The sequence below is a fragment of the uncultured Maribacter sp. genome (genome assembly GCF_947500985.1).
Taxonomy (GTDB): Bacteria; Bacteroidota; Bacteroidia; order Flavobacteriales; family Flavobacteriaceae; genus Maribacter.
This window is the reverse complement of record NZ_CANMTX010000005.1, coordinates 55,196-68,036: the sequence shown is the minus strand read 5'-3', so window position 1 is coordinate 68,036 and position 12,841 is coordinate 55,196. Positions and strand designations below refer to the sequence as shown.

Sequence of the window (12,841 nt, the reverse complement as noted above, 5' to 3'; positions counted from 1 at the left end):
TTATTAAATAGTAATCAACCTTGGGTAAGCTCACGAGGTATGGAATGGTAAAATGATATAAAATAACAGGTCTACCCGCTTTAATATTCTTTAGTAACGGTACACCCCTTTGCGACATACAGATTTAATGCCAGTTGAAAATATAAGAATAGCCATAAAAGAACATTTATGATTCTTTTATTTTAGCTGTTGCATATTATTCGTGAATGACTAAAAAAGGCACTTTGGTATGGTAGCTAATTTTTTCAACAGTAGGTCTAAATAGAATACGCTCTAAAAAATTAAGGTTTTTGGCGACCATTATCAACATATCTAGATTTCTACTTTCTGTAAAACATTGAACGGACTCATCTATATGCTTGCCGGTAACTTCATGAAAAGTACATTCCGTTTCTTTATAATAGTCAAGTAATAAGTTTTTTATTTTTATTTGATTGGCGTTTAGTTCTTCTCCTTTGCTAGATACATACAACAATCTTAATGCAGATTTTTTCAAGAGAATAATATCTTTAATGGTATCTAGTATTCTTACATCATAAGCTAAATTTAAATCAGACGGAAAACCAATTTCTTCAATTTTTTCATAGGTAGCATCTTCTGGTACAGCCATTAGTGTGCAAGGCACTTTTGTAATAACATTACCGGTATTACTACCCATAGACACAGATTTAAGACCAGAAGCCCCTTTTGTACCCATAATTATAAGTTCAATACTCTTTTTTTTGACCAAATCTTTAAGCTGATCAGTTAAAAAACCATAGATAGCTTTAAAATGAAATTCATGCTTTACATTTAATGGTAATTGTTCTATTTTTTGACTAAGGGCCTTAAGTTGTTCTCTACTTTCTGCCAATATTGTGGATTCTAAAATATCTGGTGCTATGTACATTGCAGCTTCACCACTAACGTTGGTATCAATGGCATTAACGTGAACAATATGAAAGGTACAGTGTGTCTTTTTGAAAAAGGAAATTCCGTAAACCAATGCGTTCCAGGCATTATCAGAGAAATCTGTAGGGATTAATATATTTTTCATTATAATAGTTTAAAGTATTAGAAAAGATGCGGCGCTATTGGGGTAAGAATAAGACCGGTATTTTAGAATGAAATGCAATCTTTTTTACAACTGCCTCACCAATAACTTTTTCCCAAAAAGTATGTTGATGGCGTAGTATAGCTAAGAAGCTATCATCTTTGTCTTCGGTATATGTGTCAATACTTTTAGAAGTATTGATTTCAAAAGGTATGTTCTTGAATTTAATATCAAATCCAGACAACCGTTCTTTTAAAACTTCTTTATGTGCTTCTTGATGATCATTTAAATTAAATTCTATGGCTACGTGAACCACTTCAATACTAGCATTCCAAATTTTGGTAAGCTGAATAATAGAGTCAAATAAATTTTTCTTGTAAGGGGCACTAAAATCAGTTGCAAAAAATAGTGTTTTTAGACTTTGAAAGTTAAAACCGGTAGGTACCACAAGAATGGGTGTGCTTGTTATAAGATTTAATATCTTAACAGTGTTACTGCCTAAGAAAACTTCTTTGGCGCCTGTTGCACCTTGCGTACCCATAATCAATATATCAATATCATTCTCGTCCAAAACGGCTTCTACTGAATCTTCTAAATTACCTGGTTTAGAAAGTGCTGTAAATTGATGCTTTGGATTTTTGTGGTTTATTTTAAGATATGAGAGTACTTCTTCTAGTTCATCTACAGAGTTTTTTGAAAGTGAATCATATATAACACCCAACCTTTGTTGGCTTTTAGAACCCATTAAATTTAAAGGTGTAGGTTCATAAGCATGCAATAAGTAAAAATGACAATCTACTTCTGTGTATATTTTTAATGCTGTAAAAATGGCGTTCCAGGCATTATCTGAGAAATCTGTAGTAATGAGTATCTTTTTCATAGTAGAATAACTTTAGTTAGCGGGGTAGGTTTTGCAATACTAAAAACGGAATAGTAGGTGAAAGACCAATTTCATCAATAGTAGATTGGTACAGTAAATCTTCTAAAAACGAATGTCTTGAGTTTACCATTACTAGTAAATCGATATCATTCTCTTTAATATATTCGGTAATCGCATTTGCCCTATTATGTACTCCAGTTCTTACGAATGACAACCTAGCATTTGGCAATGACTCTTCTAAGAATTTTTTGTTATCTAGTTGTCTAAGGCTTAAATCTTCAAAATCAGAGATGTACAAGCTCAGAACTTCTGCTTTGAATTCTCCTGCCATAATATCTAACAGTTTTAATTCTCGACGTTTATAAGGAAGCATGTAGTTACTAGGGAAAAGTATTTTCTTAGGTTGACTATAATCGTATTGATCAGGTACAGCCAAAACCGGACATTTTACATACTTGAACACTTGTACGGTATTACTACCAAAGGTGATTTTAGAACTGGCGGTTTTACCTTTGGTACCCATAATTATTAAGTCGATATTATTTGAATCGGCAAAATCGTTAATGGCATCAACCAAAGATTCAAAAGATGAAATTGCCTCGTATTTATGAAGCGGGTTGTGCGTTTTTGTTTGCGTATCGGCAACAAGCTTTTGTAATTTATTCTCAGATTCATCGGCAATACTATTTTTTTGTTTGTCGAATGTATCCTTGTCTACCTTATGATAAGGTCCATATACTTCATCTGCATATGCATGTATAAAGTAAAAATTGGTACGCTCACACTTAAAAATATTAAGGGCATATGCAATCGCGTGATCTGCATTGCTCGAGAAATCTGTAGGAATGAGAATATTTTTCATAGCTTTCTATTATTGATACTTTAAAAGTATTGGAGGGTGTGAAAAAAACCTATGATAAATATCATGAGGAGTAAAAGCAAAACATAACTTTTACTTTTAAGACGTTAATTTTCAATATTTTAATAAAAAGAAAGACAATCGTAAATCTAGGTGAAGAGGGTATGGGGAATATATTGTCGTCCACTATTTCATTATATTTTTATAAAACATGAGGTCATTAATAGCCATATTCATAATGACAAGTTTTATTTTTGAAAGCAGTACCTTAGAATTAAAATATTGCATTCATGATCATTCATAATTTAGGCGACGAAAATTCAGTTCTCAATCAGTTTATTTCAGAAATACGAGACACGCATATACAAAAAGATGCAATGCGCTTTCGTAGAAATATTGAGCGTATAGGAGAAATTTTAGGTTATGAATTTAGTAAAGAGCTTGCTTATAATTCTAAAAATATAGAAACTCCGCTTGGAAATAAATCTATGCACTTAATCCAAGATCAAGTAGTTATATGTTCTATATTAAGAGCAGGTTTACCACTGCACCAAGGACTTTTAAACTATTTTGATACTGCAGAAAACGGATTCATATCCGCATTCAGAAAACATGAAGGTGATGAAGATAATTTTGAAGTGATTGTGGACTATTTTGCGGCACCATCTTTAGAAGGTAAAGTACTTGTACTTACAGATCCTATGTTAGCAACAGGCAGAACCTTAGAAAATGTATTGGAAGGTTTAAAAAAACATGGCACTCCTAAACAAATTCATATTGTCTCTGTTATAGGCTCTCAACTAGGTATTGACTTTGTAAAAAGTGTTTTCCCAACTGATACTCATTTATGGATTGCCGCAGTAGATCCAGAACTGAATGCTCGCGGTTATATTATACCAGGTATAGGCGATGCTGGTGATTTAGCATATGGCGAAAAGCTATAATTATACCTTTTTCTTAGTACGTTTTGCTGCTTTTACAAATTCGTACCAAAGAACGGAGATGGCACCTATAAGAATGGTCAAACCTAACTGAGATAGCGTTAGACTTTCAAATTCAAAAAAGGTGGCTAACATAGGTATATAGATTATCGCTAAGGAAAGAATGATAGTTAGACCTATAATTAGCGGAACCAAATTATTCTTGTATTTCAAGGTTGTAAATATGGAATAATAGAAAGAACGATTGACCAAAGTCAAAAAGATATTGGCGACTATTAACATCGTAAAAACCATAGTTCTAGTCGTATTCTCAGAGAACCCAACAGCCACTGTATATTGATAAATTGTTAATGCACCAATAGTTATTGCTAAACCTTGTATAACACTTGTAGTTAGTTCTTTATAGTTAAAGAAAGTAGTTGAAAAAGGTCTGGGTTTTTTGAACATAAGATTTTTCTCTAGAGGTTCATTTTCAAAGATAATAGAGCAGGTGGGACCCATAATCAATTCTAAAATAATAACATGGGAGGGTGAAAATATATTTGGATATATCCACCGTAACGCCAAGGGTATAAATACAGTAAGAATGATGGGTATGTGTATAGAAATTATATACTGAATAGCCTTTTTCAAGTTGGTGTATATTTTTCTACCCATGGCAACGGCATCAACCATTCTAGATAGGTCATCATCAACCAAAATAAGGGATGCCGCTTGCTTGGCAATTTCGGTGCCTTTTTTACCCATGGCAATACCAATATGTGAAGCCTTTAAAGCAGGACCGTCGTTTACACCATCACCGGTCATGGCAACAACTTCATTGTTTTTCTTTAATGCATTTACAATTCTCAGTTTCGCATCGGGGAACATTCTAGAGAATACGTTGATGTGCTTTACTTTTTCTTGTAATTCGGTATCTGTTAGTTGCATTAACTCATCGCCAGAAATACATTTTTCGTATCCTTTAAAATTGATTTGTTTGGCGATTGCCATAGCGGTATTAGCATTATCACCAGTAACCAGTTTCACTTGTATGCCAGCACTATCAAAGTCCTTCAGTACTTGTGAAATATTTTCTTTTGGTGGGTCGTAGAAGGCGATAATTCCCTTAAAATCAAATTTAAAATCTTGTTGCTCTTTTGGGTAATCTTCTCCTTCAAATATCGCCATGCCCACGGCAAGCATTCTATACCCATCTTTACCTAATTCGGTAAGTGTGTTTTGTATCATTTCAATTTCAGAAGTAGTAAGATTGGCTACTGCTATAATAGCTTCAGGCGCACCTTTAGCGGCAATGATTTGGTTGCCCTCATCATCCTGGAAAACATGGGTCATCATTGGCGGTTTACCACCTAAGGGGTATTCATGAACCATTTTATAATTGGGGCGCTCATCGTTATCTGTTAAGGTACCATATGCATTATGTATGGCAATTTCCATAGGGTCAAATGGTATTGGTTCACTTGCCCACATAGAAGTAGTTATAAGCTCTTTTTCATTATCGCCTAAAATATCTTTAGTGTTTACTATGTTACCGGTCTTTAATGTGAACAGTTTGGCTAAAGCCATTTTGTTTTGGGTAATAGTGCCAGTTTTATCAGTACAAATAACAGTTGCACTACCTAAGGTTTCAACGGTCTTCATCTGTTTTACAACGATTCCCATTTTCATTAATCGCCACGCACCTAATGCCATGAAAGTGGTAAATGCTACAGGAATTTCTTCAGGTAAAATACTCATGGCTAAGGTCAATGCCTTAAGTAAACTGTCGAGTACAATACCAGAACGCAGGTAATTTATTCCCAAACGAGTAGAAATATAACGCCGCCCCAGATGGACATTAATTTTACGAAGTTGAAAATCTTCAGTTCCAAAGGTGTTTTTTCTTCGGTGATGTCTTCAAGGCTTTTGCCTATTTCCCCCAGTTTAGTTAAGTTGCCAATTGCTGTAATTTGGGCAATTGCCAATCCGCTAGCAACGGTACTTCCTGTAAAAATTAAATTATCTGTACTTGTGGCGTCCTTATATACAGAAAGTGATTCGCCGGTTAATATGGATTCATTTACAGAAAAATCATTTGAGTGAACTATAACGCCATCCGCAGAAATGGTAGTACCTTCTTCAACCATAAGAAAATCACCAACAACAATATCTTGGCTATTAATTTCTACAACGGCACCATTACGTATGACCTTGCTTTTTGGGTGGGTAATGTTTTCGAGATTTTCTAAAGCCTTTCTACTTCTAGAATCTTGATATAGCGATATGGAGCCAACAAGAACAATGGCAGAAGCCAAGAAAACGCCATCACCCCAATTACCGGTTATGAAATATATAGATGAAGCTATAAGTAACAATATAACCATGGGCTCTTTAGCAATGCTTTTTAAGGCATTTAAAAAGCTATTTTCTTTCTTATAATTAAAAGAATTTAAGCCATGTTCTTTTTTAGAAGCATCAACCTGTTGGTCTGTGAGTCCAGCAATTCCAAAGTCGGTAGGGTTGATCATGTGCTAGTTTTGGTTCCATTAAAATTAATAACTACTAAAGTATCTGAAATCTTTAGGTAACTCACTGATATTTATCATATGATTTACGCCTATAAGATTGCAATTTTATAGTGTAATAATCTTAAAAGTAAACTATTATGGAAACTGCCATGAACGATATAAGAATAATAATGAAAGAAACATACTCTCAGCTGGTTACGTTTAAGCGTAAAGAGAATAGAGAATCTTTTAATAAAGAACTATTAAAGGTACTCCCTCAAATTTACCGATACGTTTCTAAAAGATTGAATAGGGCCGTGGCAAACGGCAAGCTGAATAAAGGTATGTTTAACCCGAGCGATTTTACCGATCAACTATTTATAGAGGTATATGATAATATCGATGATATAAAAAGTGAAAATGAATTGCATGTTTTTCTATTTAAAAAAGTAGATGAGTTATTAGAAGATAGTTTGGTAGAGGAGGAGTTTGATCATGTTTTTTTTGATAATATAGATACCTATTCTAAACCAGAATGGGATGCTATGGAAGAAAACTATACACAAGATGCCGATGGTGATTTCTTACTTTTAGATGAGATGGATGATAAATCCTTGGATAAAAGCAACTATTCTCTTAATCATGTATTTATAACGGAGGAAGAAAAGAAATTGGCAGATAAGCTAGATGCTACATTAGATAAAGAACGTATATATAATCATGTACAATTGGTCTTAGATAAAATGAACCTGCCAATGAGAACGGTATTTGAACTTTTTACGAACGAAGGTTTAACTATTGAAGAAATAGCAGACATACGTAAAACAAAACTAGAGCAGGTAGAAGAGTTGTTGGCGTCGGCAAGACAACTGCTTAAGAACAGTTTCGAGAAACGATTTCTCATAGATAGCAATTAAAAATAAAAATGCTCTCAAAAATATTTGAGAGCATTTTTTATATTTTTTACTCGATAATCGAGATTTGAATGCTCCGAGGCTTGCCTCGAAATCAAACGTAAATTTTCTTTTAATGACTCCCAGGCTTGCCCTTAGGTAATTTACTTTGAAGGTATTCTAGTCGGTATTCCTTAATTTTCCTGCTAGTTCATTGATTTTTATACGAAAGACAATAGACGATTCTTCAGTATCTATTTTTGCAGAAAACTCACTTATACATTTAGGGTTTTTACCGTAATTATCTGATATTACTTCTTTAACGCCCTCAGAGAATTCATGTAGCATATGCTTGGCATCAATACGCGAAAGTTCTTCAAAAGTGCCTTGAACCAACACAGATTTCCAATTAGAAATAGAGGTAATATTATCTATAGATAAACACACAGATGGGTTTTTTCTCATTTCTTGAATCTTATGACCTTCAGAAGAATAGCTTGTTAGGGTGTTGGTATCTGCATCATAGAAATAGGTGATAGGTACAATATGTGGACATCCGCCAGAAATATAAGCCAGTCTACTAATGTAGTTCTGTGCTAATAATGTTTTGCATTCTTGTTGATTTAAATTTCTTCTCATGACCTTATTGTTGTTTGTTGATGAGATAAAAGTATAAATCATTGAATTAGTGGTACATGATATTCGTCAGTAGTTGAAAAACTATAGTGGACTACGAATTCTAGTTCATACCCAACGAATACTAAAAGGTACCCATTTTACGAGTAGTTCGCAGTTAGATTTGACTTCAAATAATAATAATCTAAAACTACGATCATGAAACTACTTTACACCTTTTTACTGTGTTGCACCATCTTCACAGGCTTTTCTCAAGATAATGACAGTCCGTATTTATTGGTATCTACAGAAGATGCTGTTATTCCTTTAAAATCTTCAAAAACAGAAGTTGAAATATCTGGTACTATTGCTCATGTTAGGGTAACGCAGATATATCAAAATAAGGGAGCAGGGGCAATAGAAGCTAAATACATATTTCCGCTTTCTACACAGGCAGCGGTTCATAAAATGCAGATGACTATTGGCAACCGAATTGTAAATGCCAAAATATTTGAAAAGCAAGAAGCTCAAGAAGTTTATGAAGCGGCTTTGAGCGAAGGTAAGCGAGCAGCGAAGTTAGACCAAGATAGACCCAATGTGTTTAAAATGAATGTGGGTAATATTATGCCTGGTGATGAAATTGCCATAGATATCTATTACACAGAAATATTAGTGCCGGTAAATGGGGAATATCAGTTTGTGGCACCAGGTGTTGTTGGTCCGAGATTTACTGGCGAGAGTACTCAAAACGAAGAGAGCTTTAATATGTCATACACGGCAAAGGGTATTGCAGATAGTTTTGATTTTGATATGACAGTGACCTTAAATGCTGGTATGATCATTCAAAATATAAACAGTACAAGTCATAAAGTAACTGTAAAGCATCCTGATGCGAAAACAGCCGAAGTCTTTTTATCCGAAGAGAATACAAATCCGTCGAACAGAGATTTTATATTGAATTATAACTTACGAGGAAACCAAATACAAACGGGGTTATTGATGTATGAAGGGGAAGAAGAGAACTTCTTTACCTATCAAATGGAGCCAAGTAAAAATGTGGAATTAGATGATATTCCGTCACGTGAGTACTTGTTTATTGTAGACGTATCAGGTTCTATGAACGGATACCCTTTAGAAGTATCAAGACAATTAATGCGAAACCTACTTTGCAATTTACGAATGAGCGACACCTTCAATGTTCAGTTATTCGCTTCTAGTTCAACTGTTTTTAGCCCCACACCGGTAGAATCGACCGAGCAGAATATTGAAGCAGCCATTCGTTTTTTATCCGATGGTCAAGGCGGTGGAGGCACTCAGTTACTAAGTGCACTACACGAAGCATATAAATTACCAAGAAAAGATATGGGTAGTGCCCGTTCAATGGTCATTATCACTGACGGCTATGTAAGTGTTGAAAAAGAAGCTTTTGAGCTGATCAGCTCAAATTTGGACAAAGCCAATGTATTCACCTTCGGTATCGGTTCTAGCGTCAATAGGTATTTAATAGAAGGTATGGCAAAGGTTTCTAATAGTGAATCCTTTATTGCAACGACATCTGAAGAAGCGGCAGAAGTAGCCAAAGACTTTGCTAAATATATTGCTACACCATTATTGACGAGAGTAAAAGTAGAGGCAAAAGGCTTTGAAATGTATGACCTAGCCCAAAAGAGTATACCAGATGTTTTTGCGGCAAGACCAGTTGTTATCCATGGAAAATATAGGGGCAAGGCAGAAGGGAAAATTATAGTTACCGGTTACCAAGGCAAGAAGCGATTTAGAGAAGTATATAATGTATCTGACGGACAATTAAGTAAGCAGAACAAAGCATTACGTTACTTATGGGCAAGAAAGAAAATAGCGGAGTTAGATGATTATAAAAACTTGTTCAATGAAGACGTAAAAGCAGAAGTAATTGAATTGGGATTGAAATACAACCTACTTACCAACTACACTTCTTTTGTAGCGGTAGATGAAGCCATAGTAAATGAGGACGGCTCATTTACCAAAGTGAAGCAACCGTTACCAATGCCTAACAATGTAAATAATTCAGCCGTTGGTGCAGAAGCAGAGGTAAAAGAAAGTAGCAAATTCAAACGCACCTTTAGCATAGATTTTGAAAACGAAATAGAGAAGAATGTAAAAAGACAATTGACGATGGAGTTCAAAGTGATGTATACCAAACTAATAACCGAGTACTTAGAAAAGTATGAAAGCTTGCGCATAAAATTCAATGCAGAAGGTAAGGTGATACGTGTAGAAAAATTAGAGAATGGAAGCTGGAATGTGGATGAAAGCATGCTATTAGAATTGGAGAAAATCAGTTTACAATCCGTTAAAAAAGAAATGACCATAACTCTGAAAAAATAGGTAGTTAGTTTTTGTTAGTTGGTTCTCCGAAAGGAGGAGAAGACCTGTAAGATGTGTAACATTTTGCAGGTTTTTCTTTTGCTATTATTCCAAGTTAGAACAGATAGTATCTGAATAAATACGGGTATTTCAACGAATTCTAGATGAGGTGCTACGAATACTAGAACACCCTCATAAAAGCGCTGTCTCTGCTGTAATTTAGTAGTGTAGAAAGAAAACAACTAAAAATAACAATATGAAAAATTTAATCCTATTCGCCTTTTTATTCAGCATTTGTATCACCAATGCACAGGAGTTTCAATTAACGGATACCTACGATATTACAAACCAAAGAAGTAGTGGTCAAGAAGAGGAAGACACCTGGTTGGTAGACGTAATCGAATCAAACAATCCAGAAAGTCATGTTGCGACATTATCTATCTCAGATTTCGGTTTATTAGATGAAATACGCATTTCGGTTTTAAGTAATCCGGATTTAGAAGATATCAATGAAATCTTAAAAGTAACCCTAGAATATAACGCTTGCTGTTCAAGCACAGAAGAATTCTATTATTTGGTAAGTAATGACAAAGATTTTATCGCGCTGCCAAGTATAAAGAATGAGTATGCCTACGAGCCTATTTTAGACATACACTACATTTTTCCTAACCAATTATTCGGTAAAGAAGGAACCATACTAAGAGCAGCATTAGAATACACAGAAACAGCTACTATTAAAGACATTAAAGTACTTAGAAGCATTGCCTGGAACGACGATGATTTTGATACTGAAGACGCTATAACAGCAATTAATTATTAATAACCCTTAAAATTTAGAATTATGAAAAATTTAAAGAAAAGTGCCTTATTCCTATGCTTATTTGCATTTGTAAACATGTTCGCCCAAAGTATAGAACAAGTAGAATTTGAAGTGATGGATAAAGATATTCCTGCAGAAGAATTAACCTATGAGTACTTATTGGCTCACAAAGTATTTCTTCGTGAAAAGCCATCTGTACGTAGTAAAAAAGTAACCTTACTTAATATTGGTACTAAAATGGTCTTGTGGGAAAAGAGCCTTTATGCCAAAGAGATTGATGGAATTAAAAGTCACTGGTACAGAGTAACTACAGGTAATGAAACCGGCTGGGTTTGGGGCGGAATGATCGCTCAGAAATCTTTTGGAAGTATTGCGGACAACCAAGTAAAGTTTGTATACGGTTATGAAAGCAGTGCTACAAATGAAGCAGGTATTACAGAAGTAAAATACCAATTACGTGCCTTTAAAAACGGACAACAATTAGACAAAATGGTGTTAGATAGTTTGGCTGCGATTCCGGTTCATATTGAAAACCACGGTAGTTTAGGTCTGTTCAATGTAGAAGATGTGATTACAGTAGATTTAGCTGATAAAGACACAGGTTACCAAGTAGGTAAGAGCTACCTGTTTTGGAATAATGGTAGATTCAAGAAAGTGGCGGATTTAATAGATTATGCAGACATTAATTACTTAAAGACCGAGTCTTTTGTTTTTCCGTCGGATATGCAAGGCGTTAAGAGTACTATTTTACTGAAAACGACTATAACAAAAAACATCAAAACACTTGATGATGCATTGGCTCAAAACAACGTTGAATTCATTACCACAAAGTATGTGTGGAACGGCTCTAAGTTGACAGAAAAAGAACAAGTTCGTGAGGTTAGGGATGATGCTGTAGTTAGTATAGACTTTTAAAAAATAATTATGAATAAGTGTTTAATTATAGTATTGGTTAGTGTGCTAATGCTAGGTAGTAAGAAGCCGTTTTCGCAACAGTCGGTAGCGGCACTTGCTTCACCTACCAAAAAAGAAATGGTACAAGAAGCTATTGTTTTTATTGCTGGTTTTGATGAAGGTGATAACACCTATTATAGCAATGCCAAGCAGTATTTTGAAAAGCAAGGAATGCCAATTGTAGATAGTTTGTATGCTATTGATGAGATTTTAAGTTATCTAAATAGTGCAGGAGAAAATCAAGTGCGTTTTAAAGAAATACACATTGTAAGCCATAGCAATGCCTGGTTGGGCATGTCTTTAAAGACTACAAAAACAGGAGAGCGAATTACCGTAAGTACATTACAAAATGCAGTACAAGATTATAGTATAGAAACAATGTGTGATAACATTGCTAGTAGTTCTAAAATCATATTTCATTCGTGCGGATTAGGGGAAAATCAACCCTTACTTCAAGAATTGAAAAATACGTTTAAAGCAGATCAAGTAGTGGCGTCCTCATATTTTAATGTATTTGGCGGTAAATATGCAGATCACTATTTGGCAAAACCCTACTACGCGTATTACCCAACAGCAGAATCTAAAGGACCTGCGTATCTTGCAAAGGAGTTTAAACAAGCATATCCTGATGTAGCTATCGATTGGTTTAAAGCGTTAAAGACAAGGCAAGAGTCTTCATTTGGTAAAGCCTATAGTTTCAAGTTTAATATTCCGGTAGATTGGGAGTTTACTTTTGATACTGTTACCGATATTCCTACTTTAGAAGACAAAGAAGCAATTATGGATTGGATTTCAGAATCTCCAGAAATGGCTGAGGTACTGTTTAAATTGAACATTCCGGTAGAAAAATTCCGTTGGAGAAGTAGGGTACAAGGAAATATATTAATAATAAAAGGAAAAACAACCGTACTCTGCGTATTGGCACCTATTTTGCAGGCTAATGATACCAGTGAGTACCAAAACACAAACATACAAGACCCTTTATTATATCAAATATTATAGGCATAACAA

At 34.6% G+C, this 12,841-nt stretch carries 12 protein-coding genes; 6 read left to right on the top strand and 6 right to left on the bottom strand.

The window, feature by feature from the left end:
- Positions 1-196: 196 nt before the first annotated feature.
- From Q0871_RS12230 to Q0871_RS12220, 3 genes are read right to left on the bottom strand one after another with little or no spacing between them, the layout of a single operon-like run.
- Positions 197-1,036, bottom strand: a complete 840-nt coding sequence (locus Q0871_RS12230; RefSeq protein ID WP_299323700.1) for a universal stress protein — start codon at positions 1,034-1,036, stop codon at positions 197-199.
- 34 nt (positions 1,037-1,070) lie between these two features.
- Positions 1,071-1,913, bottom strand: coding sequence for a universal stress protein (locus tag Q0871_RS12225; protein WP_299323695.1), 843 nt, complete (start codon positions 1,911-1,913; stop codon positions 1,071-1,073).
- A gap of 16 nt (positions 1,914-1,929) precedes the next feature.
- A complete protein-coding gene (locus Q0871_RS12220; RefSeq protein ID WP_299323690.1) occupies positions 1,930-2,775 on the bottom strand; it encodes a universal stress protein in 846 nt (281 codons plus the stop codon).
- Between the two features lie 287 nt (positions 2,776-3,062).
- Between Q0871_RS12220 and upp the strand changes: the two genes are divergently transcribed.
- The gene (gene upp, locus Q0871_RS12215) at positions 3,063-3,716 is read left to right on the top strand and encodes a uracil phosphoribosyltransferase (RefSeq protein WP_299323686.1); all 654 of its coding nucleotides are present in this window, start codon (positions 3,063-3,065) and stop codon (positions 3,714-3,716) included.
- Here upp and Q0871_RS12210 read toward each other — a convergent pair whose 3' ends face one another.
- Positions 3,717-5,519, bottom strand: a complete 1,803-nt coding sequence (locus tag Q0871_RS12210; protein ID WP_367275147.1) for a cation-translocating P-type ATPase — start codon at positions 5,517-5,519, stop codon at positions 3,717-3,719.
- Positions 5,510-6,223, bottom strand: coding sequence for an HAD-IC family P-type ATPase (locus tag Q0871_RS18755; protein WP_367275146.1), 714 nt, complete (start codon positions 6,221-6,223; stop codon positions 5,510-5,512). The genes Q0871_RS12210 and Q0871_RS18755 overlap by 10 nt, the downstream gene beginning before the upstream one ends.
- A gap of 137 nt (positions 6,224-6,360) precedes the next feature.
- On the opposite strand from Q0871_RS18755, the gene Q0871_RS12205 reads away from it, so the two are divergent.
- Positions 6,361-7,119, top strand: coding sequence for a sigma-70 family RNA polymerase sigma factor (locus Q0871_RS12205; protein WP_299323683.1), 759 nt, complete (start codon positions 6,361-6,363; stop codon positions 7,117-7,119).
- A gap of 156 nt (positions 7,120-7,275) precedes the next feature.
- Here Q0871_RS12205 and Q0871_RS12200 read toward each other — a convergent pair whose 3' ends face one another.
- A complete protein-coding gene (locus Q0871_RS12200; protein WP_299323679.1) occupies positions 7,276-7,734 on the bottom strand; it encodes a pyridoxamine 5'-phosphate oxidase family protein in 459 nt (152 codons plus the stop codon).
- A 195-nt stretch (positions 7,735-7,929) separates the two neighbouring features.
- On the opposite strand from Q0871_RS12200, the gene Q0871_RS12195 reads away from it, so the two are divergent.
- From Q0871_RS12195 to Q0871_RS12180, 4 genes are all read left to right on the top strand, one after another.
- Positions 7,930-10,077 (top strand): VIT domain-containing protein, encoded by a 2,148-nt coding sequence (locus Q0871_RS12195; protein ID WP_299323674.1) that lies wholly within the window; start codon positions 7,930-7,932, stop codon positions 10,075-10,077.
- A 235-nt stretch (positions 10,078-10,312) separates the two neighbouring features.
- Entirely contained in the window at positions 10,313-10,876 is a 564-nt protein-coding gene (locus Q0871_RS12190; RefSeq protein WP_299323664.1) for a hypothetical protein, read from the top strand.
- 21 nt (positions 10,877-10,897) lie between these two features.
- Positions 10,898-11,791, top strand: coding sequence for an SH3 domain-containing protein (locus tag Q0871_RS12185; protein ID WP_299323660.1), 894 nt, complete (start codon positions 10,898-10,900; stop codon positions 11,789-11,791).
- A gap of 9 nt (positions 11,792-11,800) precedes the next feature.
- Positions 11,801-12,832 (top strand): hypothetical protein, encoded by a 1,032-nt coding sequence (locus Q0871_RS12180; protein ID WP_299323657.1) that lies wholly within the window; start codon positions 11,801-11,803, stop codon positions 12,830-12,832.
- Positions 12,833-12,841: the final 9 nt, after the last annotated feature.